Here is a 24653-nt window from a genome sequence, read left to right as displayed (position 1 = left end):
CGTTCCTAAGAATGCTGCAAGAACTCAGTTTTAACGAACCGATGAAAACACTTCAAAACCCTGTATGGATTCTATCACTTGTTGCCACGATCGGGAGTTGATCAGCTCGTTGGTATCGAAATTAACTCCTTTTTCGGCAGCAAAAATACCAAAGTTTTTCACCCAATCAAAGATAGTTTCTGTGGTAAAATAAGGCGTGCAAGCCCAAGCCGATTGTAAATTACTAGCCATCTCGGACATATGTCCCCGATCGTAAGCCTCCCAAGCTTTCCACACTAAATAATAGTATTTCACCAGGCTATCCACTTCTTGTACCTGCTTTTTTAGTTTCGGACTAATAGAGAAACTGTCGCTCTCATCCTCACTTACAAATGCCTGTTCAATTATTTCTCCATATTCCCGAAGCATCCGTTCTTCTTTGAATAGTTCTTGGGCTCGCGCTTTGCACGCTTGTCCTGCAAGTCTACGCAATTCGGGATTTTCTGCCCATATTTCCACGGTTTCTACCAACTCTTTTACTGTCCCTTCTGGGTCTATTGTAGGATCGGGGAGCAACTTTCCCGTGTCTCCCAATTCTTCAGGAATCCCGCTGACTGCTGTGGCAATTATCGGCAATCCTTTCGCCATTGCTTCCATAATTGCTAGCGGCATTCCTTCTGCTTGGGAAGATAAAATAAAGATGTCGCTGGCGTCTAGCCAATCGGCAATATCCCAGCGCTGTCCTAAGAATTTAACCTGTTCTTCTACTCCCAATTTGCTCACAGTTGCTCTTAGTTCAGGTTCCAGATTGTCGTGAGTAGTAGACCCAGGCCCGGCCCAAACAAAGTAAATTTGGGGCCAAACTAGACGATTTTTCAATTGGGCGATCGCCTGCAATTGATACTGATATCCTTTAATTGGAGTCAATCTCGCCGCCGTAAAACAAACTATAGCATTTTCGGGGATTCCTTGTTCTTGACGCAGACGTTGGCGAGTAGAAAGATTCGGTTGCTCAAAATAACGATTTGGTCTGCCATAATAGATTACTTTTCCTCGTTCTAGATGCGCTTTAAATAGACTTTGGAACAAGCTTAAATTCTCGTGGGAAACTGCTACTGCTGCTTTTGCTACCATGTACTGGTAGGCAACTGCCTCGAAATAGGGGATTTGATCGCCGCGATCGAAGGTTTCATAATTGCGATTGATATAACCGAGACTGATTATGTACGGTATATTTTGCTCGATCGCAACTTGTTTAGCTGCAAAGTTAGCCATCGGCCAGCCGTCACTAAATATAATTAAATCTGGTCGAGCCTGGGCGTAAATCTTTTGAGCATCATCCAAATTGTAAGCAATTCGCAAAAACTCTTTCATCGTGTCGAACTCTAGCCAAATATGTTCGATACCTAGCTGTTTTTGTTCGGTAATTAAAGGGTTAGAAGCTTGACTTTGAACGCTGGTTACTCGGTAGCCATCGGCAGCTAATTTACACATCAGCGAGTGGTTAAACTGAGCCAATCCGCCGACTCCTGAGTCTTCTGTGTACAGGAGTACGTGCTGTCTTGGCTGCCGAGAAGTCGAACTGGGAGCCGATTGAAACTGATAAGGATTGTTCGCTGCGATCGCCACTATGTCTTGCCATTCCTGTAAATTGGTTAAGGCATAGGCATCAAAGTTGTAGCCGTACTGTTCCGAAACCCCCTTAAAAGTTTCCAGCCAATTAAAAACAGTTTCAGTGCCTGTCAAACGAGTGTAATACAGAGATTTTTCCAGACATTCGACCATTTCTGGCAAATATCCGTCGCGGTACATCCGCCATGCTATCCATACGAAACACTTGTAACGTTCCGCGCGTTTCAACTCGCGGATGCGCTGAGGTAAGTCTGGTCGCGCGAAAAATTCCTCCATCAAAATTTCCGTATTTTTCATTAATTTGGAGCCGTTAGACATGATATTGCTTTCGTGCTGACGATAGCAGGTTAATATCTCTTTTAACCAAACTGACTTGCAGCCTTTTAAACCTAAACGTAGCACAAAATCTAAATCTTCGGTTGGCGGCAAGCGATGATCGAAACCCCCCAAGCGTTCCCACCACTCTCGCCGCAGCATCATGGCGCTGGGACGCACTGATTTGTAGAAAACAAAGGCTTCTAAATCTAATTTTGGTGCTTCTTCCCAAGGCTTTACTCCATAAATGGCTTCGTCGTTGTCGCCAACTATCTGCCAACCTGTTTGCACCAGATCTAATGTGGGGTCAGCATCAAAGCAAGCTACTTGTTTTTCTAGTTTTTCTGGTAGGAAAAAGTCGTCAGCATCTAGAAAAGCTAAAAATTCCCCTTTTGCTAGCTTACAAGCATGATTTCGAGCAATTGCTGCTCCTTGGTTATCTTGATAGATGTATTGAATTAAATCGAGGTAAGGTCCTAAAACTTGGCGAGTGTTGTCAGTTGAACCGTCGTCTATGACGATAATTTCCCAGTTTTGATAAGTCTGGTTGAGAACACTCTCTACGGATTTGACAATGTAGCTATCGCTGTTGTAAGTGGGGATGATGACGCTGACTCTGACTGTTTTTTGGGGAAGTATGCTAACCATTAACTTTTTCCATTCGGGTAAGTTTCTTAAAGATTGAGTGTCGGGGTCAATTCCGTAAGATTTAGAAATTGCAGCCAGACGAGCAAGCCAATCTATTACTGTTTTTTCTGGGGAGTAAGGAGTATAAAGGAAAGATTTTTGGTAATACTCCACTGCTTGCACCGGATAGCCGCTGTAGTAAAGTTGCCACGACATCCATGTTAGAATCTCATAAAAAGCCGGCTTTTCCAATTGACGGATGTCCTCTGGCAAGTCGGATCTGCTGAATAAATTTTGCTTTAATTTAATAGCAAGGTTTGCCTGTTTCAGCGCTCTCTGGATCGACACATTTTGCCCGTGCTGGCGGTAGCATACTGTCACTTGAGGCAACCAAGCAGCTTCGCAGCCAGATAGTGCTAAACGCAAGATTAAGTCGGCATCATCTACTGAATCATACTGAGAATCAAAGCCACCGACTCGTTCCAGCCACTGCCGCGAAAACATCATGGCGCTGGGAAGTAGGGGCATATAAACAATCCAGGTTTTTAAGTCTAGCTGAGGCAAGTATTCCCAGGGTGTGACATCGAAAATACTTTCGCCTTGCTCTTTAACCATTCGCCAGCCACTATTAACAATTCCTAGTGATGGCTGAGCGTCAAATAACGCAACTTGTCCAGCTAACTTATCGGACAAGAAAAAGTCATCTTGATCTAAAAAAGCAATTAATTCACCTCGGGATTCCTGAATTCCTCGGTTGCGGGCGGCAGCTACTCCTTGGTTTTCCTGATAAACATAGCGAATTTTGTCAAAATAAGGCTGCAATGCTTGGCGGGTGTCGTCGGTTGAGCCGTCGTCTACGACGATAATTTCCCAGTTTTTATAGGTTTGGCTGATGACGCTTTCTACGGCTTGCGCGATGTAGCGAGATCCATTATATGCTGGGATAATTACACTTACTCGCGGTGTCGGATTTGCCATTGACATGAGTTTTATCGGTGATAAGGAAGGGTTCGGCCACGGATTCTGAAACGGATGTAACGGATGTAACGGATGTCAGGCAGAAGGTAGATGCAATTATACTGCTGACAGCAATCCGAATTTAAAATGTAAATCTGGTATTTTAGCGTGCATAAAATACAGATTCAATACCCTGTACTTCCTCGAGTAATTGTTGCCATTCTGCTGAATTAATTAGAGAATATGTATCTAATTTCTGCCCTTGGGTTGAGGAAAAATTTGCAAAATATTCAACCCAATTTAATAGAGTTTCTGTAGTCAAAAAAGGTGTGTACTTCAAAGATTCTTGAAGCGACTTCTGCATTCGCCTTAAATCTTCTTGACAGTAAGCCTGCCAAGCATTCCACACTAAAGAGCTGTAGTGCACCCGGTTTTCTATCTTCGCCATTGACCTCTGCACCTTTTTTTGAGTAACAAATGAATCTGTTTGGCGATCGCAAAGTAAAGCTTTTTCGATCGCCTCCATCGACTCTGCCAACATCCGTTCCTCTTTAAACACTTTCTCCGCCCGCTGCTTGCAAGCTTGACCGATTTGATGTCGAAATTCTGAATTCATTGCCCAAGATTCTACAGTTTTCGCCAATTCCCTCGCGGTTCCCTCTGGATCGGTATTCGGATCTGGCAACAATTTCCCAGTCTCGGCAAGCCCTTCAGGAATACCGCCGACAGCCGTTGCAACTACCGGCAATCCCTTAGCCATCGCTTCCATTACTGAAAAAGAAGGCGCTGCATCTGCTAGAGAAGTTAAAATGAATATGTCGCTAGCATCCAGCCAATCAAGGATATCCCAGCGCTGTCCGATCAACTTCACGCGATCGCTCACCCCTAACTCTTTAATAGTTTCCCTCAATTCTACTTCTACATTGTCAGCGCTTCCCTCACCAGTTCCTGCCCACACAAAATACAGTTTAGACCACACAGGAGACTGCAGCAACTGCTTGATTGCTTCGAGCTGATATCGATGCCCTTTAATCGATGCCAATCGAGCCGATGTGAAACAGACAATAGCATCTTCAGGAATTTCTATTTCTTGTCGCAGACGTTGACGGGCCGCAGCATTAGGAGGTGCAAAATATTCAGGAGAACGCCCCAAGTAAATCACTTGTCCTCGCTCTTTTGGCAACTTGAAATGTTGGCCCAATAAATTCAAATGTTCGTAAGCGCCAACAATCAAGGCTCTAGCTTGTAGGCAGTGGTGAAGCACTCCTTCTACATAAGGAACTACATCCCCGCAGGCAAAAGTTGCGTGTTCTGGCATAACTAACCCAATCACCATCATGTATGGTATTCCCATTTCAATAACTACCTGTTTAGCTGCAAAATTGGAAAATGGCCAACCATCGCTAAAAATAATCATATCCGGTTGATTGCTAGCAAAAAGCTCTCGTGCATCCTGAGTATTTCTTAGCACCCGCTGTAAATCTTTATGACCGCTAAAATCCAGCCACAAATGCTCTATACCTAACTCTCGTTCTCGCTTAAGCAAAGGGCTAGAATGTTGGGTTTGCACGCAAGTGACTCGATAGCCTAACAAGGCTAACTGACAAAGAATGGCATGATTGTACTGCGCTAATCCTCCCACGCCCGGATCATCGGTGTTGTAGAGTAGAATGTGCGTTCCCCTACGGGATAGCTTCGCTTCACGCGCTTTTGAAGGTGTGGGAATAGAACTCTGTTGAGATTGGGGTGGATTAGTCATCACCCTCAAAATTATCTCTTGCCATTCCACTAACTTACTCAGCGAATAAGCGTCAAAATTTTCACCGTATTCTTCAGAAGCTATCCTAAAAGTTTCCAGCCAATTCAAGACGGTTTTTGTGGGCGAAAAAGGCGTATATTGCAAGGATTTTTCCAAACACTGGGCCATCTCTGCTAGATGACCGTCGCGGTACATCCGCCATGCCAGCCACTTGAAGCATAGATAGCGTTCCTGGTTTTTTAACTGGCGAATTGACTCAGGCAAATCAGGCCGCTCGAAGAATTGTTCCATCAAAATTTCTGTATTCTTCATTAGCGACAAACCGCTTGACATAATATTAGAATTGTGCTGGCGATAACAGGTAAGAATCTCTTCTAACCAAACTGCTTTGCACCCCTTTAAAGCTAAACGCAAGGCAAAGTCTAAATCTTCAGCCAAGGGAAAATTATCATTGAAACCGCCCAATTTTTCCCACCACTTTCGGCGCAGCATCATCGCACTCGGCCGCACGCATTTAAATATAATAAAGCTTTCTAAATCTAATTTAGGCGCTTGCTGCCAAGGCTTTATTTCAAAAATATCTTTCCCTGTTTCATCGACCATCAGCCAACCTGTTTGCACCATATCTAAGGTGGGGTCAGCGTCAAAGCAAGCTAGTTGTTTCTCTAGCTTGGATGGTAGGAAATAGTCATCGGCATCTAGAAATGCCAAAAACTCGCCTTGGGCTAGTTGGCAACCAATATTTCGGGCGGCTGCTACTCCTTGATTTTCCTGATATATGTAGCGAATTCTGTCAAGATAAGGCTGCAATACTTGCTGCGTGCAATCTGTCGAACCGTCATCTACAACAATAATCTCCAAATCAGTAAAAGTTTGGGACAGCGCGCTCTCCACCGCTTGTACGATGTAGCGATCGCCATTATATACAGGTATAATTACGCTTAATTGCGGTGTTTGAGTAGCTGTTGACATTATTTAGCTCGCTGTTAACCTATGATTATCTAGTTTAGATTAATGTGGCGGACATTCATTATTATTCTGTGTTCGGTTGCTCTACTTACAAAAACTTGAACTTTGGCAAAGTGTAGCATATAATTTTACATGGAATGATAACTCAAAAGGAAAATAAAAAATGAATTCGGAAACGGCGCAGGTGAATTTTCAGCAACAGGCAGAACTTTATTTAGCTACAGGCAACTTCGATCGGGCGATCGCACTTTGCCAACAATTTTTGGCATCTGAACCCAATTCAGCAGAGACTTGCAAGACCTTGGGAAAGGCGCTGCAAGCTCAGGGTAAACTAGAAGACGCAAGGTATTGGTATAAAGTTGCGATCGCCCTCCAACCAGATTTTGCCGAAGCTTTTGCTAACCTCGGCACTCTCTGCGCTACTTTGGAACAGTGGCAAGAGGCGATCGGCTGTTACCAAAAAGCCATCTCCCTGCAACCAAACTTTGCAGGATTTTACCGTAATTTGAGCCGGATATTTACCCAAGTCGGTCAAGCTGAGGAAGCAGCAGACTGTTGGTATCAAGCACTGATCGTGGAACCAATAGAAATAGCAGAAGAATATCTCGATTTAGGTAATACTTTGCTAGTCCAAAATAAGCCAGAAAGGGCGCTAGTTTGTTACCACCGAACCATTTTTTTAAACCCGAGTTGTTGCGAAGCTTATTGCAAAATAGCAGAAGCTGCTAGCGACTTGAAACAGTGGGACGAAGCTATTGTTAACTATCGCAAAGCGATTAAACTCCAGCCGGATATTTCAGAATTTCATTACAAATTAGGAAATGTTTTGCAAGCTAAGGAGCTTTGGCGCGAAGCGGAGGCTGCTTACCGAAAAAGTATTGATTTAAATCCCAATTCTTTTTTCTCATACTACAACTTAGGCAGCGTGCTGCTCAATTTAGAAAAATGGCAAGAAGCTGCGATCGCCTACCGCACGGCTGTTGAAATTAACCCGGATTATTCTTGGTCTTACTACAGCATCGGTGCAGCTTGCGATCGATTAGAAGAATGGTCTGAGTCCGCAGCAGCTTACCAGCGCGCTACTGAAGTAGACCCGAATTTTTTCGCAGCTTTTCACAAGTTAGGAGATGCTCTTTTTCAACTAGAAAAATGGTCAGAAGCTGAGGCTGCATACGAACGGGCGATCGCACTCAATGCGGATTTATTTTGGTCTCATTATAACTTAGCTTTGACTTTAGTTAAACTTCAAAAATTTGCAGAAGCAACGCTCGCTTATCGGCGGGCGATCGCACTCAATCCAGAATTTTCTTGGACTTACCACAATTTAGGAGAAGCACTGTTAAAAACCCAACAGTGGAAAGCCGCAGCTACGGCTTACCAACGTGCTATTGAACTTAATCCCACTATTTCTTGGTCTTATTACAATTTAGGCGATGCTTTGAGTGGAAGTCACGCATGGAACGATGCTGTTTCCGCCTACCTTTGTGCGCTTCAAATCGAGCCGTCTCTACCGAAAATTTACATAAAGTTAGGTGAGGCTCTAATTAAAAGAACTCCGGTAGATTCAGATGTAGCAACTAGCTACTATCACCACCAAATGCAGCCCCTGCACGCTCCTGAATTTTACTGCGAAATAGCCCAAAATTTTGCTGAGAGCGATCGGCGTAACGAAGCCATAATGTTGTACTTGATGGCATTAGAAATTAGACCCAAAGATCCAGAAATTTCCCAAAAATTAGAGGAGATTTTAGAAAAACAGCGTCGAACAGGGGAATCTACTCTATTATTAGAGTTAGAAGCTAAGGATATTCGCGATCGCTATATCGCCCGAGTTGCCAAAGGCAAGACTTTTGCAGAAGTCGGCGGCTTGTGGGGAACTGTCAGTGAAAAAGTATCTGTAGCTAGCAAATACGGTGCAGTTTCTCTGACAATGATTGATGCCATGCCGGCATCCCTCCAGTGGTGGCAAGATTTTCACAATCGCATGACAAGTTTAAATATTGCTAATTATCACTGTATCAATCAAGATATCACTCAGATTCAGGTTGCAGATATTGGCGAGCCTTACGATTTAGTTCACTGTGCAGGAGTTTTGTACCATCACCCCCATCCGTTGCAGATTTTAGTTGCTTTACGTCAGATAACTCGCGAGCATTTAATTTTCACTTCAGCTATCACCCAAGAAGTTATAGAAAATGAGTTGGGACGCTATGAAATTCCCGCTTCTGGAGTAATGTTTATTCCCGCTTTGGACGACGCAGAACGAGCTATTTTAACAGCTTACTGGCGGACATACATCAACAACAACCAACTTATAGGGATAACTGAGAAAGCAGTTTTTGACATGAACAATTTTGCGGCGTGCTGGTGGCTACCTACAGCTACTGCTTTAGAAGCTATGTGCGAAGTCGCGGGATTTAAAGTTTTAGACAAAGGATTGACTTGGGACAATAATGCTTTGACTCTGCTGCTGGGTATTTGAGGATTGGTAACAAAGAATAACAGGACTTGCTTGTGCACAAACAGCTAAACACCCGGTTTATGAGCTGATTTCTTGTTGTTTTTCTCATATTTCTACTAAAAACCGGGTGTTTTCCGTAAGTCATAAATAAAATAGCTACAAACATTTTTTGTGAAGAAAAGAGCAACAGGGAAATAATTAATGAACAATCACCAACCAGGGACGCCGTTAGGAAACATTTTAGTAGTAGACGATACACCAGAAAACCTCCGTCTGTTGTCTACGATGTTGACTCAGAGGGGGTACACTCCCCGCTGCGTGATTAACGGAAAAATGGCTTTGAGAGCCTGCAATTCTAATCCACCAGATTTGATTTTGCTCGACATAATGATGCCGGAAATGAACGGCTACGAAGTCTGTCAGCACTTGAAACTAGAAGCAAAAACTCGCGAAATCCCGGTAATTTTTATCAGCGCTAAAGATGAAGTCTTTGACAAAGTAAACGCATTTGCTGTGGGAGCTGTTGACTATATCAGCAAGCCATTTCAGTTTGAAGAAGTGCTCGCACGCATCGAAAGTCACCTCAGCCTGCGGAATTTACAAAAGCAGCTAAAAGAACAAAATATGCTGCTGCAAGAAGAAATCACGAGCCGCTTAGCAGTAGAAAAAACTCTTCAGGAAAAAAACCAAATTTTGCAACAAGAAATCAGCAGCCGTCGCGCTGTTGAAAAAGCTCTGCAAGAGCAAAATTTGGTACTCCAACAAGAGATATCCCACCGCCAGCGCGCCGAATCTGCTCTATTAAAATCTAACCAAGAATTGGCGCGTTCAAATGCAGAACTAGAACAATTTGCTTATGTCGCTTCTCATGACTTGCAAGCGCCTTTAGCAACCATTGCCAGTTACGCTCAACTTTTAGAAAAACGCTACAAAGACCAACTCGACAGCCAAGGTAGTAAGTTTATCGGCAATATCGTTCAGGGCTGCACCAGAATGCAAACTTTAATTGACGATTTACTCGAATATTCGCGCGTTGGCCGGAGTCGGAAACCTTTTGAACTGACAGATTGCAATCATGCAGTCGAGCAAGCACTCGCGAACCTGCAAGGGGCGATCCGCGAGACTAAAGCCGTTGTCACCTACAGCGAATTACCCGCGGTAATGGGGGATATTTCTCAACTCGTACAGCTATTTCAAAATTTAGTCAGCAATGCGATTAAATATCGCCACGATGCACCGCCTGTGGTTCATATTACCGCTTGCAAACAGGAGGAAAACTGGTTAATTTCTGTCTCAGATAATGGAATTGGTATTGCTCCGCAGCATCAAACACGCATCTTTCAAATTTTCCAGCGCTTGCACACTCAAAGAGAATATTCTGGGACAGGTATTGGTTTAGCAATTTGTCAAAAGATTGTGGAACTTCACGGCGGATGTATCTGGGTGGAATCGGAACCGGATCAAGGTTCAACTTTTTACTTTACTCTCGCTTAATCGAGACATACTTCAAAAGGTATAAGCTCTAAAGTAGGTAAAATGTATTATTTTATAAACTTTCACTCCTAACCTAGAAGCTACAATGTAGAAGTTAATACTGTTTAATAGTTTAGATGAAAGCATTGAATAATTGGGAATGACTGTGACTATCGGGTTGGGGAGAGGGGCTACAGTTGGATTCTTTTTTAAATGGTATAAATGGCAAGTTAGAATAAAAATTCTTTTCCGTTGACAGTATACTTAGTGCGTGATATAATTTTAATTATTAAACATAAATTTTGTAGCGCTTGCTTACCCCCCCAATCTGACAGTTGATGTAGGTGTACGTGCAATTGAATGACTTCCATAAAAATACCAGGTAAAATTTAAGTTAGTTTAACAGTTTATTGATTATAGATATTATGAAAGCAGTTTTTAACTTAGCTTTGCCTCCTATCTGCTTTAAAGTTTTGTTAGTAGAAGACAACCCTCAGGAAGCTGAGCTGATTGAATATTTGCTGTCAGAAATTGGCGGCGCGCAGCGTATAGTGCTGACGAAAGTAGAGCGCCTCAGCGAAGCGCAGCAGCTATTGAATCAAGAAACTTTTGACATAATTTTATTAGACCTTTCACTGCCAGATAGTCTGGGAATCGAGACGGTGGCTCGGGTACAAGAGTACGGGGTAAATGTGCCGATCGTAGTTCTGACCGCCCAAAACGACGAAGAACTTGCCCTGCGGTTGATTTCGGTCGGCGTACAGGATTATTTGGTAAAAAGAAAAATCGACAGCGAACTGTTAATTCGATCGCTCCGTTACGCCATAGAACGCCAGAACAGTCAAGATGCTTTGCGAAAAAGTGAAGAAAAATATCGCTCGGTGGTGGAAAATTCCCTGATCGGCATTGCCATCATCGCTCCAATTATTGACAGCGAAATTCCTCTAAATTGCCACTGGATAGAAGTTAACGATGCCCTGTGCAATTTACTGGGCTATGAGCGCTACGAACTCGTGCAAAAGAATTGGCTAGAGTTGACTCATCCAGAGGATTTGGAGGCTAATTGTGAAAATTTTTCTCAGATGTTAGCAGGTAGGCTCGACGGTTACATCTCAGACAAAAGGTGGCTCAAACAAGACGGCGAAATAGTTCATACGCGAGTTTCCCTGCGCTGCATCCGTCGCCTGGACGGGTCTATCGACCGGATAATCGAAGTAGTGTTGGACGTGAGCGATCGTTACCGCTACGAAGCCAAACTGAAAGCGTCAGAAGAATTTTTAAACCACACCATAAATGCTACGCCAGACCCAATTTTTGTCAAAGACGAGCAACACCGCTGGATGATATTAAATGATGCTTTTTGTCAGTTGATCGGCAAATCGCGGCAAGAACTGATCGGCAAATCAGATTATGACTTTTTCCCAAAATCAGAATCTGCTGTTTTTTGGACAAAAGATGAAGAAGTGTTGACAACTGGTGTCTGCTTAGAAACCGAAGAAAAATTTACAGACTCGGCAGGGAAAGAACACATAATTTCTACAAAAAAAAGCGTCTTCAAGATAGCAGACGGCAGTAAAGTAATAGTGGGTACAATTAGAGATTTTACCCAATACAGACAGCAACAAAAAGCCCTGGAACAAAGCGAAGCTCGCTTTCAAAAATTGGTAGCTAATCTGCCGGGAATAATTTATCAATTACGAATGTCAGCCACTGGAAAAATGTCTTTCCCCTACATCTCTTCAGGCAGTCGGCAACTCTACGAATTAGAGGCAGAAGCAATAGAGCAAAATGCGGAACTGATTTCCAATGGAATTCACCCAGACGACCTCTTAGATTTAAAAGCATCGATCGCAATTTCAGCCACTACGCTGGAACCTTGGCAGCAGCAGTGGCGGCAGACTTTACCATCTGGAAAAGTTAAGTGGATGCAAGGAGCTGCGAGACCAGAAAGGCTCAATAATGAAAGCAAATTTGGCAGCGAAGGCGATATTCTCTGGGACGGTTTAGTGATGGATATCACTGAATTAAAGCAGGCACAAACAGAGCGCGATCGTTTTTTTACCATCTCCTTAGACTTGCTTTGTATTGTAGGTTTTGACGGGAATTTTAAACGTTTAAACCCAGCTTGGTCAACAGCTTTAGGCTACAGTATTAGTGAATTGTTTACCAAGCCAATGATCGAATTTGTTCATCCAGACGATCGAAAAGCTACCGCAGCCGAAGGAGTAAAACTAATAGCGGGTACGTCCAGTATCTCCTTTGAAAACCGCTACATCTGCAAAGACGGTTCTTACAAATACTTCCTGTGGACGGCATCGCCATTTAGCGAAGAAGGTTTAATCTACTCAGTCGGTCACGACATTACCTCTCGTAAACAAGCAGAGTCCCAACTCCAGCGCCAAGCAGTAGCAATGGCCGCTGCTTATGACGGAATCGCCATTTTTAATAATAATAAAGAATGTATTTATTCCAACGACGCTTATCTCAAAATGTACGGTTTGGTCAGCCCTAGCGAACTGTATGGGAAGAAATGGAAAATGCTCTACAGCAAAGCCGAAAACTTATTTTTTGAACTACAAATAATGCCGATGCTCCTGCAAAAAGGGTACTGCAATATAGAAGCAATCGGTCAGCGCCGTGACGGTACTAAGTTCCCTCAAGAATTGTCGCTGACGATGCTTGTCGGTGGCGAAATCATTTCTATAGTCCGCGATATAACTAATAGAAAACAGGTAGAATCAGCCCTGCGATCGAGCCAGCGCCGCTACCAAACTTTAGCAGAAGCATCGCCAGTTTGCATATTTCACACCGACACCTTGGGAAATTGTCTTTATGTCAATAAACGGTGGAGCGAAATTACGGGATTAAACGCCGAATTAGCAGCAGAAATTGGCTGGATGAATGCCATACATCCCGATGATGTGGAACGGGTAAAAAATGAGTGGCATCGAGCAATTATTGAGAAAATTCCCTTTAAATCAGAATACCGCTTTCAGCGTCCAGACGGTCGGGTAATTTGGGTGATCGGTCAGGCAATTGCAGAAATCGGAGACAAGCAGGAAATTAAAGGCTATATCGGCACTATTACTGATATTAGCGATCGCAAACAAGCAGAATTAGATTTGCTACGAGTTACTCAAGCGGTGGAAAGCACCAGCGATGCGATCGGCATTGCTGACTTGACAGGGCGATCGCTCTACCACAATCAAGCCTTTGTTCAACAGTACGGTTACACCGCAGAAGAACTAAACACAGCAGGCGGATTAACAGCAATTTACCCCCAAACTAAAGTGCTGCTAGAAATGTTTAAAACGATCCGTAAAGGCAAATCTTGGCAAGGGGAACTCAAAATCAATACTAAAAACAACGAACTGGTAACAACTTTATTTCGCGCCGACGGCATTAAAGATGAAACTGGTCATTTAATCGGGTTAGTGGGAGTAATTACCGACATCACCGAACGCAAACAAGCGGAGATGGTTCTGCAGCAGCAATTAAGGCGAGAACGGCTAGTAGTTGCCATGCTTGATCGCATTCGCTCCTCCCTAAATTTAGAAGAAGTCCTGACAACTGCTGTCGAACAAGTGCGGCAATTTTTGCAAACAGACCGCACAGTTATTTACCGTTTCAATCCCGACTGGAGCGGCTTTGTCGTTGTGGAATCCGTGGCAAAAGATAGAGTTTCGCTGCTAAATTTTAACAATATTGATGGCTGTTTTAGAGAAAAATTTGTTGAATTGTATCAGCAAGGCTGTATTAGATCTATGGAAGATATTTACCGGGAAAATTTGACGGAATGCCACATGAAATTTCTCGAAAAAATTGAAGTAAAAGCTAACTTAATAGTACCGATCTTAAAAGCACGAGAAAGCATTTCCCAGACCCAACCGACGGCAGAAAATCAGCTCTGGGGACTGCTGATCGCCCAGGATTGCAGTGGCCCCCGTCCCTGGGATTCCTCAGAAATAGAATCCCTCCGGCAATTGTGCGTGCAATTGGCGATCGCGATCCAGCAATCGACGCTATTTCAACAAGCACAAACGGAAATTGTCGATCGCAAACTTGCAGAATCTGCCCTCCAACAAGCTGCATTAGCCGCAGAAAGCGCCAACCGCGCCAAAAGCGAATTTCTTGCCAACATGAGCCACGAACTACGCACGCCTTTAAACGGGGTTTTAGGTTACGCTCAAATCCTCAAAACCGACAAAGACTTAAACTCAGATCACCAAGAAAGTCTCAGCAATATTCAACAGTGCGGTCAACACCTGCTAATGTTAATCAACGATGTGTTAGATCTTTCCAAAATTGAAGCTAGAAAAATGGAACTCTACCCGGAAGAGTTGAATTTTCTAAATTTTACGAAAAATCTTGCTGATCTGTTTCAGATGCGGGCCTCTCAAAAAGAAATTTTATTCCATTACGAACAAGTCTCTCCCCTGCCTAGCTGCGTTCGTGTCGATCCAAAAAGATTGCGCCAAATTCTCATAAATTTACTCAGCAATGCCGTTAAATTTACTAACAGCGGCGGTGTGACTTTCAAAGTCGGCTATGTCGGCACAGGGGCCTGGAGTCAAGGGCAAGGAGAAAATTATCAGTTCTCGACTTTGAGTTCGGAACTGAAACAAAATTATATGCGCTTCGCCCACAATCCGATCGCAGCCAAACACGCTTTAAAAATCCGCTTTCAAGTCGAGGATACCGGCACAGGAATAGAGCAAAGCAAGTTAGAAGAAATATTTTTGCCTTTCCACCAAGTAGGAGGCAATACGTTTGTTGAAGGTACAGGTCTCGGACTCTCGATTAGCCAGAAATTAGCGAAACTAATGGGTGCCGAAATTCGCGTCCACAGCACTTTGGGAAAAGGCAGCACTTTTTGGGTAGATTTAGAATTGCCAGCAGCTAAACGGTACTTGGAGGTGTCTCCTTTGCAGGAAAAACGCTGGCTTGTCGGTTTTATCGGCAACAAGCGGAAAGTGCTAATCGTGGATGACAATCAACTGGATCGCGATTTGTTGTGCAGGCTGCTGCTGCGTTTGGGATTTGAGGTTGCAGAGGCCCAAAATGGGCAAGAATGCCTCTGGAAAACAGTTGAATTTCAACCGGATGTGATTTTAATGGACTTGCGGATGCCTGTAATGGATGGCTTAGAAAGTGCAAGAAAACTGCGGCAGTTGCCGGAAGTAAAAGATGTTGTGTTAATCGCTATGTCAGCTAGCGTTTTCGAGGCTACGCAGCAAGATAGCATCCTCGCAGGGTACGATGCTTTTCTACCCAAACCGATCGAAGCAAATCACTTTTTGGAACAGTTGCGCGTGCATTTGGGACTAGAATGGATTTATGGGGAATCTTCGGAAAACAACAAGCGCAAAACTCCCAGTTTGTCACCAGCCTCTGATTTTCCTGCTTATTCTTCTCTGTTACCTGCGGCTTCTGAGTCAGTAGCAAAACTTTTGAAACTCGCAGCTATGGGCGACATTGAAGAAATTTTTGAGGAGAGTGCTAAGCTGGAGAATTTAGAACCTAATTTAGTGCCGTTTGTCTCGAAGCTGCGCCAACTTGCTAAGGGATTTCAGCTCAAACAAATTCGGAATACTTTAAAGCAATATATCGATGGTCAGTAGTCAGTGGTTATACCAATTCACTATGAAGATACACTAAATGAGGCTGATGTCTTTCTTGTTGGGACTATATTTTTAGCGTTAATTAAATGCAGCTTCATAGTGAATTGGTATTAGTAGTGATATCATGTGCGGTCGCTCGCTCGGACATGATATCACTCTAATAGCCAACCAAATAATTCTCCTACTGTCAGTTGCAATTCCCTGGCAAAAGATGGCATGGGCAATAACTGTTCCGGTTCGTCAAACACCTCCGTTGATTGAGTCGGCCGATATACAAAAACCGAGCGATCCTCTGGATCGATTAACCAACCCATTTGAGTTCCATGTTGGAGACAATATAAAATATTTTTAGTAACTTTAGTTTGGCTTTGGTCGGGGGAGAGGATTTCAATTGTCCAATCCGGGGCGATCGCAAACACATTTGCCACACCACCATTTTCTTTACGGGGAATGCGCTCCCAAGTGAATACACTCACGTCTGGAACGATCGCTCGACCGCCAAAAATGCACCGTAGTTCTGGAAATGCTCGCGCCACCTTTTGAGGTTTGAGAGTAGCATTAGCAGCACTTGTCAACTCGCCTTGAATGACACTATGTTCTCCTTGAGGCATGGGTTTTTGAATGATTGCACCGTCAATGTACTCGCTGGCTGGTTTGGTTTCTGGCAACTTCAGAAACTCTTGGAGAGTCAAAGATTTTGGCAGGGTTTGTACCATCCGATTTTACCTATAAAATAGAGTTTCATCTGCTATTTTACCAAAAAGTTCCGGACTCGTGCGATCGGCGATCCACTTACTTCTTGCTTCGGCTATACCACCTTGCATCCTGCGGCTAATCTTGCTTCTATCTAGCAATCCTAAATGAGTCGTAAATTTTTGACCCCACCCCAACCCTCCCCTTATCAAGGGGAGGGAGTAAGAAATTCACAAATGATTTAGGATGGCTATATATTCAGAGACAGTTTTTGAGAGAGTTGGGATTGAAATTACTTTGCCTCAGTAACGGCCACGGAGAAGACGCGATCGCCCTTCGCATCTTGCAGGAACTACAACAGCACCCGCATCCGCCAGAATTAGCCGTGTTTCCGCTAGTGGGTGAAGGGCAAGCTTTCGCTCAACTAGAAAACGCCCGCATCATCGGCCCGGTGCAGCGGATGCCTTCGGGCGGCTTTATTTACATGGACGGGAGGGAATTTTTGCGCGATGTCAAAGGCGGCCTGCTTCAGTTAACCATCGCTCAGTTTAAAGCCATCCGCGCTTGGGTGCGGACCCAACAACAGTCTGGGAATCAAGACGGCGTTATTTTAGCCTGCGGGGATATTGTACCGCTGCTGTTTGCTTGGCTCAGCGGCGCGCCCTATGCCTTTGTCGGTACTGCTAAGTCCGAGTATTATTTGCGGGACGAGGATGGGCCTCTGGCTCGCAAATCTAGGGTCTTTGGTGGGTGGGGCTTACCACGATCGGTTTATTTGCCTTGGGAGCGCTGGTTGATGACTCGATCGCGCTGTCGAGCCGTTTTTGCCAGGGACGCGCTGACGGCCGAGACTTTACAAAAGCTGGAAATTCCCGCTTACAATCTCGGAAATCCGATGATGGACGGACTCGAACCGGAAAACCCAGCCGGTTTTTACGGCCCTGACGCAGAGTTTCGGGAAATGGAGCGATCGCTCATCATCACCTTACTCCCCGGTTCTAGAGCGCCGGAAGCCTATGCTAATTGGCTGCTAATAGTAGAGGCTGTAGCCGGAATTTTATCGCTGTTTGCCGATCGCAAATTGTTATTTTTCGGAGCCATTTCTCCAGAGTTAAACTTAGAAGCTTTGCGACCTAGTTTAGATTTTTTCGGCTGGCGACAAGACGGCGAAATTAGAACGCAGCGGCGTGAAGGAAGTATTTTGCGACCTCCTGTTTCTAGTGCTCAAGAAATTCGGAAAGAATCTCCTAATTTGTTATTGCCCTTGACATTTGTGCAGAGAAACGCCACGATGATTTTGACTCAGCAAAGTTTTAACGATTGTTTGTACGAAGCCGATTTAGCAATAGCAATGGCCGGAACGGCTACAGAACAATTTGTAGGTTTAGGAAAACCGGCGATCGCCATTCCCGGAAGCGGCCCGCAATTTACTTTCGCTTTTGCAGAAGCTCAAAGTCGCCTGTTAGGCCCGTCATTAATTTTAGTCAAACATCCCGCCGAAGTTGCCGGAGCCGTGCAGTCTTTGCTCCGCGACCCCGACAGGCTGCAGCTAATCGCTGAAAATGGCTGGCGACGCATGGGAGAACCCGGTGCAGCAGCCAGAATTGCCGAGTGTTTAATTCAGCGGTTCGGCGGTGAAGACAGCAATTCTCAATTGCCGACCATACACTAGGGACACAACATTAGTTATGCCCCTACCCAATATCTTTACTTTTACTTTTTAAACAAAAATCTCGTTGGCTAACTACTAACTACCGTTGTCTGTAGTGAGGAATGCAAGTCCTCTGATTTTTATGAGGACTTGCATTCCGATGCTGCAAACCAATTTTATTGTGGTTGTTAGAGTAGGGTGTGCTCGGCCGCGCACCTTACTAATACACCACTCGCAGAAAAATTTAATTCACCGTTTTTTCCGAAGATTGATCCCAGAAATTAGCTTGAGGAATTTTAAAATCCGACTTAACCAAAACTCCCGGTTCTCGCTGCACCGGCAGCACATCTAAAGTATCCGTTTGCGCGCAATATTTTAAATCTTCAATAACGCCTAAACCGAGGAGGCGCTGGCCGTGGCTGGCTCTTTCCAACAATTCGTGCAACCTATCTTGCCAGTGCAAATAAAGAGCAATAGCCCCAAATACTTCATCGTTACCAGCAAAATCGCTCGCAGGAATACCGCTTTCTGCTAGGAGAGTTTGGGCGATCGCACCAGCACAAACCGTATCTTCCAACGAATAACTTCCTTCCCAACCAGAACCCACAATCCAAATAGTTTCCGGCTGTTTATTTAACAAAAACTGCACCACAGATTTGCGGTTAATCAAAGCCGCCGTTAACACAGTTGCAGCAGCTTGCACTCGCTGCAGAGCCCGAGTACCGTTAGTTGTGCTGATAAAAATTCGCTTCCCAGCCACCTTTTCTGGCGTGCAGTCGAGGGGGGAATTCCCCATGTCAAATCCGTCAACTTTGCCGCCGCCGCGCTCTCCAGCGCGAATCCGCTTATCTGCAGGCCATTTTTCGCTCTCGGCCATGAGCTTATCTAAGTCGCTGAAAACTTGGACAGCTTCCGCCCCATTATTCAGGGCCGTTGCCATTGTCGTAGTCGCCCGCAGCACATCAACTGCGATCGCGCAAGCCGGCATTTTGTCGGCTGGCGTAAGTTCCGGGGTATGGTAAATAAAAAGCTTCACTTTGGGGCTACCTGCGATAAATCCTCATCAGCAATAATAATGGAAAGTGGTTGACAACTCCCCGCCGTAAAACGGCCGAGATTCTTCCTTCATCCAACGTTGCCTCTAAAAGCAGTGCCTTTAGATGGTCTTACACGTCGTCTGGAAGCGTTAGCGAGATGCCCTCCCGCCAAAAGTCGTAAACCTTCATCGCGGATATTCATGGCGGCGTTAATGTCTCTGTCATGTACCGTTTGACATTTGGGACATTGCCAGCTACGAATATCTAAACTCAGGTTATCTAGTTGATGTAAACAGTTACTACAAGTTTTTGAACTGGGGAAAAATCTATCGATTTCGATATAGATTCTTCCCTCCCACTCTGACTTATACTTCAACATGGTACAAAATTGACCCCATCCAGCATCACTGATTGATTTAGCTAGTTAGGAATTTTTTACCATGTTTCTAACTGCCAGATCTTCTACAATTATAACTTGGTTTTCGTCAACTAATTTACGACTTAGTTTTTGTAGAAAATCTTCACGACATCTGGTGATTTTTGAATGCACTTTGGCAACTTTAATCCGTGCTTTTTTCCGATTGCTAGACCCTTTTTGTTTGCGACTAAGTTGCTTTTGTCTCTTGGCTAGTTTAACTTCATATTTACGGTAATATTTGGGGTTGCTATGCTTAGTCCCGTCGGACGTAATTGCATAATGATTTATCCCCATGTCTATACCAATAGCTTTTCCCTCTGATGATGAAACAGGCTTATCTTTACCATCATCGTAGAGACAAGCGGCGTAGTATTCACCTGATGGATTTAGCGATACGGTAACAGATTTTAACTTCCCTTCGAGCAATCGAGATACTTTGCAGTAAACCTTACCTAGTTTTGGCAAGGTGAGATAGTCGCCCTCTAATTTAATTCCTTGTGGGAATCGGATAGATTGCTTTTGTCCCTTTTTCTTAAAATTTGGGTATTTAGCCCGTTTCTCAAAAAAGTTCAAAAAACCACTAGACAAATCCAATGCTACTTGCTGTAAACATTGTGAAGGTGGTTCTGTTAACCATTCATATTCTTTTTTTAGCGAAGGTAACAAATTAATGATGTCGTTTCGACTTAAACCCTTACCTGTTGCTTTGTAAGTTTCACTGGTTAGGTTAAGCGCAAAATTGTAAAACCACCGTACACATCCAAACGACTTACCAAGCAATATAGATTGCTCTTGAGTCGGATATATTCTGTACTTGCAGGCTTTTAACATTGCACTTAGCAAACTATATTTGCTATGGTAAGCTAAAGTGAAACCAAAGTAAAGTCCCCCTAGAAGGGGGAGGTTTTAGACCAAATTTTTCGATAATAAAAAATAGAGTCAAGTCCTCAAAAGCAGAAAATATGTCAAAACAGCTCAATTCAAACCCCGCCCACGCCGCCATTACCGCACCAATTGGACTCCTGGCAGGTTTCACCTATCCTTTGCGAGCTTTTACGCTGATTTTGCAAACTCCCAAGCTGTGGACTTATGTATTAGTTCCCGTGGTGCTAAATTTTATAATTGGTATTGGTCTTTATTTAAGCTTGCTATTTCCCAGTTTGGCAGGGATAGATGTTTTGGTTGCCGATTTGTCCGTCCGATTTAATACTTTAATTGCGAGTTTTCCAGCTTGGCTGAGCTTTCTCGGTGTGTTAACAGTTGCTTTCGGCTGGCTGCTGCGCGTACTCCTAGTGTCAGGACTTTTGCTGATAATTGGATTTTTGTTAGTGCAATTTGGTGTGATTTTAGGTTCGCCTTGGTACGGCAAACTTTCCGAACAATTGGAACTCCTGCGGAACGGTCAATTGCCCGCAGAAGCACCAATGAATTTGGCGAGTAGTTTTAGGGATATTCAAAGGGCGATCGCCTTTGAACTGCGAAAACTACAAATTTTGTTGAGCATCGGTATACCCCTGCTGCTGCTAAATTTTATCCCTGGTGTCGGCTCTATTCTTAGCAGTTTGGGTGGCGTAGCTTTGGGCGCGACTATTGTCTGTTTGGACTTTTTAGATGCACCTTTGGAGAGGCGGAGGCGACCTTTTCAGGAGAAGTTGGAGATAATTTGGGCGAGTTTACCCGCTAGCGGGAGTTTTGGTGTGGTTTGTTTGGGTTTGGTGAGCATTCCGCTGTTGAATCTGTTGGCGATTCCGCTGTGCGTGACGGCGGGAACTTTGTTTTTTTGCGATCGCATTTGGCCGGCCCGCTTTGCCCCAGAAGAAACTCATAGCGATCGAGAAACTAACATTACAACTTAAAAACTAGGGAGATGCTTCTTCCTTCGGCTGACTCTGGGAGTTAATACCCAAAAACGGGCTTAACAACAGCCAACTAACGAAGAAAAAGGATGCTGTAAATAGCTGGACAATATCCACCGCCGACAAATATCCGTCAGATAATAGTGCAATAGTTCTATCTGTCAGCCCGAATATCCAAGAGAGAATCCCAAACAGCCAAATGCCTTTTTGGAGCATGGGCAAAAATGCTGAAACTTCGGAGTTTTGCTGCTGGTTCATTGATTTAGCCCTTGTTTGCGAAAAGTCTGATTAACCGGGGCACCCCAAGGGCTTAAGGATTTTTGGTGTCTCCTCGGATTCCCTTTGTTATCTATATGTTAAGAAATATTTCCCGACATGACAACGCGCCCTGAGAGGGATTTCCGCATCTATCTCCCGAAGTAGTTGGAGCGCTGACAAAGAGTTATATTTGCTACACTTTGGTAGGATGCGCGATCGCGATCGGGTTGTGGGCCACTCTTGCCATGAGTGTCAGGCGCTTGATATAGTGGGTCACAGGCTACGTAAAAGAGCAAAATCATAAATTATGTTATTTAACAGTATTGAATTTTTAGTATTTTTTGCGATTGTTTTCGCCATATATTATTTCCCTCCGTTGCAAAAAGTGCAGGTTCCCATCCTGATAATTGCCAGCTTTATTTTTTACAGTTGGAGCGCTCCCGCACTGTTGCTGATCCTGCTACTTTCCATTATTATCAACGCTACAGTAAGCTTTCAAGTTGCCAGAATTTCTGACAAAAAACAGCGCTTTTTTTGGGCTTTATCGGGAGTCGTTCTCAATGTATTAATTTTGAGCTTGTTTAAATACGCTGGTTTGGTAACTAACTTTGTTACTGATGTTTTTAATATAGCTCGTTCCGAAGGCAGCATTGCTTATTTATTTTTAAAACTGCCTCTACCAATTGGCATTTCTTTCTACACCTTTGAAGGCATAAGTTTAATCGTAGACGTACTGACTCAAAAAAACAAAAGCGAAAATGCAGCAAACGCTTACGTCTCGCCAAACTTCACCCAACACTTGCTAAATACTTCATTTTTTATTAGCTTTTTTCCCAATTTACTGTCAGGTCCGATTTTAAAATCCAAGACTTTTTATCCCCAGATTATTCCTAAATATTTTAAAGATATTCCTTGGAGTTTCATTTTTCGCTCGCTCGTTGTCGGCTACTTCCTAAAAATGGTCATCGCCGACAACTTGAAAGACTATACCTTTTGGATCAGCTTTCCCTACTATCAAGGATTTGGAACTATTACCAACCTGACACTGCTGTTTGGCTACTCAATACAAATTTTCGCGGATTTTGCCGGTTACTCCTTAATTGCGATCGGTTTTGCAGCCGCTTTGGGCTACAAAATTCCTGACAACTTCGACTTTCCTTACATCTCTCGTTCCCTCTCCGAATTCTGGAGAAGGTGGCACATTTCCCTATCAACTTGGCTCCGAGATTATCTATACTTTCCCCTCGGCGGAAACCGCAAAGGAAAGATCAGAACTTATGTTAACTTAATGATAGTAATGACCTTAGGAGGATTATGGCATGGAGCTGCTTGGAGTTATGCAGTTTGGGGAATTTATCACGGCTTGGGTTTAGCAGTAGAACGCTTTTTTGGGTTCAACCAATCCAAAAACAAATTGCAAGAACCAAATCAAGCAAAAACCCCACCAATCTGGCAGCAATTATTATTGGACAGCCTTAGCGTTTTAGGAATTTTCTCTTTTGTTTCCGTGGGATGGCTGCTTTTCAAACTGCCTCGATTTGAAGAAGCGGTTGACTTCGTAGTTACTTTAGTTCGCAACTATAAAGTCAAGCCCGGTTGGAGTCACATTATTCCGACGCTAATTTTTTCGCTACCAGTAGTGATTTATCACATTCCCCATTTTCCCACTTGGCAAAATCGCATGAAACAGGATTCAAATAAAAATAGCCAAAAAGTCTGGAGCCTTTATCAAGATTTAGCTTTAGGAATTATGCTAGCAATGATCTTTCTCAACAGCGGTAGCTCGAAACAATTTATTTATTTCCAATTCTAGAAGGTGTTCTATGTTTGTCAAATTCCAGTTACGACCAATTTTGCGCCCGGTACTAATTTTTCTGTTTATAATGACTTTTTATCAAGTGCTCGTCAGCGGCGGAGTTTTGCCGGCTTCCGACGGAGTTAGCCTGCTTCAAAACAATATTGTTAAAACTCAAAGGTATGTATATCAGGATAATTCCGATCTAAAAATGGTAATGGTAGGTAGTTCGCTAGCTGCAAACCTTAATATTAAAGACATTGGAGAGGGCGTAAAGAGCATAGCTTTGGGGGGAGGAGCGAGCCAAACAGGTTTAGAAATAGTTAAAAGAAGTAAAAACAAGCCTCCTATTGTTTTGGTAGAAATTAACGATACTATTGTTCGCAAAATAGATACAGAATTAATTGATTCTTTGTATTATCCTATTTTTTATTGGTTACGCCACTATCTACCGATGATTAGAGAGGAATACCGTCCGATTAGCATTTTTGTAGATTTTTTTAAAAGTCGCTCGAAGTCGAATCAAAAAGTGACGCGAGAGGCTCTAGACAAATTAGAAGGTCGATATCTTACTCCCGAATTATCGCAAAAAGCTATCCAAACGGTAGTTGATATTCAAAGTCAACCTTTGTCTGAAAAAGATGCCGAAGCTATAAAAAAAGAAGCAGATTTTATTAAAAGTCAAATCGCAGAAATCAAAAAAAATAGCGGGGCGAAAGTAGTTTTATTTGACATACCGCAAGAGTCGCGAGTTAACGCTGCAATCAGGAAAAAACAAGTCCAAGAATTGGTTAAAAAGCTGTTTCCGTCCGATCGTTTTGAGTGGCTGCCACCCCCGAAAAAGCGAGAATGGCGTACCAATGACGGGGTTCACTTGATTCGCAGCGACGCTAGTGATTTTGCTGAGTTTTTGAGAGATAAATTGCTGAGTACGGTAGCGACGGGCTCTCTTGCCACCGCGCCTAGAAAAGAAAGCTTGTAATTTATTTTGAAGTGTGTAATGCTACATTATGAGCAAGTTTGGTTAAAGAACGATCGTGAGTTTTGTACTGAGGACTGAAGTCCTCAAAGCCCTAAAAGCCACAGGACAAACAATTTGATTATCAAAATCAACCGGACTTGATGTGAGTTCAGCGTCAATAAAATCGAACA

General features: G+C 43.6%; 12 protein-coding genes and 1 pseudogene. 7 read left to right on the top strand and 6 right to left on the bottom strand.

The features are described 5' to 3' along the window. Window positions 1–30 precede the first annotated feature (30 nt). Together QUA36_RS03890 and QUA36_RS03885 are read right to left on the bottom strand one after the other, a co-directional pair. Window positions 31–3537: a glycosyltransferase gene (locus tag QUA36_RS03890; protein WP_333455669.1), complete on the bottom strand. Its 3507-nt coding sequence runs from the start codon at window positions 3535–3537 to the stop codon at window positions 31–33. Between the two features lie 136 nt (window positions 3538–3673). Continuing rightward, window positions 3674–6241, bottom strand: a complete 2568-nt coding sequence (locus QUA36_RS03885; protein WP_333455668.1) for a glycosyltransferase — start codon at window positions 6239–6241, stop codon at window positions 3674–3676. A 160-nt stretch (window positions 6242–6401) separates the two neighbouring features. Here QUA36_RS03885 and QUA36_RS03880 point away from each other — a divergent pair, with 160 nt between their 5' ends. From QUA36_RS03880 to QUA36_RS03870, 3 genes are all read left to right on the top strand, one after another. Next, window positions 6402–8720: a tetratricopeptide repeat protein gene (locus QUA36_RS03880; protein ID WP_333455666.1), complete on the top strand. Its 2319-nt coding sequence runs from the start codon at window positions 6402–6404 to the stop codon at window positions 8718–8720. A 180-nt stretch (window positions 8721–8900) separates the two neighbouring features. Continuing rightward, window positions 8901–10193, top strand: coding sequence for an ATP-binding protein (locus QUA36_RS03875; protein WP_333455664.1), 1293 nt, complete (start codon window positions 8901–8903; stop codon window positions 10191–10193). A gap of 404 nt (window positions 10194–10597) precedes the next feature. After that, window positions 10598–15793: a PAS domain S-box protein gene (locus tag QUA36_RS03870; protein WP_333455662.1), complete on the top strand. Its 5196-nt coding sequence runs from the start codon at window positions 10598–10600 to the stop codon at window positions 15791–15793. 152 nt (window positions 15794–15945) lie between these two features. Here the strand turns inward: QUA36_RS03870 and QUA36_RS03865 are convergent, their stop codons facing one another. Next, window positions 15946–16509, bottom strand: a complete 564-nt coding sequence (locus tag QUA36_RS03865) for a Uma2 family endonuclease (protein ID WP_333165364.1) — start codon at window positions 16507–16509, stop codon at window positions 15946–15948. A gap of 263 nt (window positions 16510–16772) precedes the next feature. On the opposite strand from QUA36_RS03865, the gene QUA36_RS03860 reads away from it, so the two are divergent. After that, entirely contained in the window at window positions 16773–18158 is a 1386-nt protein-coding gene (locus tag QUA36_RS03860) for a lipid-A-disaccharide synthase-related protein (RefSeq protein WP_333454156.1), read from the top strand. 223 nt (window positions 18159–18381) lie between these two features. Here QUA36_RS03860 and QUA36_RS03855 read toward each other — a convergent pair whose 3' ends face one another. After that, on the bottom strand, window positions 18382–19173 hold the full coding sequence (locus tag QUA36_RS03855) for a 2-phosphosulfolactate phosphatase family protein (protein ID WP_333165359.1): 792 nt from the start codon (window positions 19171–19173) through the stop codon (window positions 18382–18384). A gap of 89 nt (window positions 19174–19262) precedes the next feature. Beyond that, window positions 19263–20423, bottom strand: a pseudogene (gene tnpB / locus QUA36_RS03850) (IS200/IS605 family element RNA-guided endonuclease TnpB). A gap of 131 nt (window positions 20424–20554) precedes the next feature. Between tnpB and QUA36_RS03845 the strand changes: the two are divergent. Next, on the top strand, window positions 20555–21448 hold the full coding sequence (locus QUA36_RS03845) for an EI24 domain-containing protein (protein WP_333455660.1): 894 nt from the start codon (window positions 20555–20557) through the stop codon (window positions 21446–21448). Between the two features lie 3 nt (window positions 21449–21451). On the opposite strand, the gene QUA36_RS03840 is transcribed toward QUA36_RS03845, so the two are convergent. Continuing rightward, window positions 21452–21706 carry a hypothetical protein gene (locus tag QUA36_RS03840; protein WP_333455659.1) on the bottom strand — a complete coding sequence of 85 codons (255 nt, stop codon included), beginning with the start codon at window positions 21704–21706 and terminating at the stop codon, window positions 21452–21454. 307 nt (window positions 21707–22013) lie between these two features. Between QUA36_RS03840 and QUA36_RS03835 the strand changes: the two genes are divergently transcribed. After that, complete coding sequence (locus tag QUA36_RS03835; RefSeq protein WP_333455657.1) at window positions 22014–23519, top strand: MBOAT family O-acyltransferase; 1506 nt, start codon at window positions 22014–22016, stop codon at window positions 23517–23519. A gap of 10 nt (window positions 23520–23529) precedes the next feature. Then, window positions 23530–24483, top strand: a complete 954-nt coding sequence (locus QUA36_RS03830; RefSeq protein ID WP_333455655.1) for a hypothetical protein — start codon at window positions 23530–23532, stop codon at window positions 24481–24483. The last annotated feature ends 170 nt before the right edge of the window (window positions 24484–24653 follow it).

This window comes from Microcoleus sp. Pol10D4 (assembly GCF_036701555.1).
In the GTDB taxonomy this organism is placed as follows: domain Bacteria; phylum Cyanobacteriota; class Cyanobacteriia; order Cyanobacteriales; family Microcoleaceae; genus Microcoleus.
The sequence above is the reverse complement of the archived record's forward strand: the minus strand, read 5'-3'. Positions and strand labels throughout refer to the sequence as shown.

Excerpts from the sequence above, each read along its gene's own strand:
- QUA36_RS03870 (WP_333455662.1), top strand. The coding sequence starts at position 10,598 with ATGAAAGCAGTTTTTAACTTAGCTTTGCCTCCTATCTGCTTTAAAGTT.
- QUA36_RS03835 (WP_333455657.1), top strand. The coding sequence starts at position 22,014 with ATGTTATTTAACAGTATTGAATTTTTAGTATTTTTTGCGATTGTTTTC.
- QUA36_RS03840 (WP_333455659.1), bottom strand. The coding sequence starts at position 21,706 with ATGAACCAGCAGCAAAACTCCGAAGTTTCAGCATTTTTGCCCATGCTC.
- QUA36_RS03885 (WP_333455668.1), bottom strand. The coding sequence starts at position 6,241 with ATGTCAACAGCTACTCAAACACCGCAATTAAGCGTAATTATACCTGTA.
- QUA36_RS03845 (WP_333455660.1), top strand. The coding sequence starts at position 20,555 with ATGTCAAAACAGCTCAATTCAAACCCCGCCCACGCCGCCATTACCGCA.
- QUA36_RS03875 (WP_333455664.1), top strand. The coding sequence starts at position 8,901 with ATGAACAATCACCAACCAGGGACGCCGTTAGGAAACATTTTAGTAGTA.
- QUA36_RS03890 (WP_333455669.1), bottom strand. The coding sequence starts at position 3,537 with ATGTCAATGGCAAATCCGACACCGCGAGTAAGTGTAATTATCCCAGCA.
- QUA36_RS03880 (WP_333455666.1), top strand. The coding sequence starts at position 6,402 with ATGAATTCGGAAACGGCGCAGGTGAATTTTCAGCAACAGGCAGAACTT.
- QUA36_RS03865 (WP_333165364.1), bottom strand. The coding sequence starts at position 16,509 with ATGGTACAAACCCTGCCAAAATCTTTGACTCTCCAAGAGTTTCTGAAG.
- QUA36_RS03830 (WP_333455655.1), top strand. The coding sequence starts at position 23,530 with ATGTTTGTCAAATTCCAGTTACGACCAATTTTGCGCCCGGTACTAATT.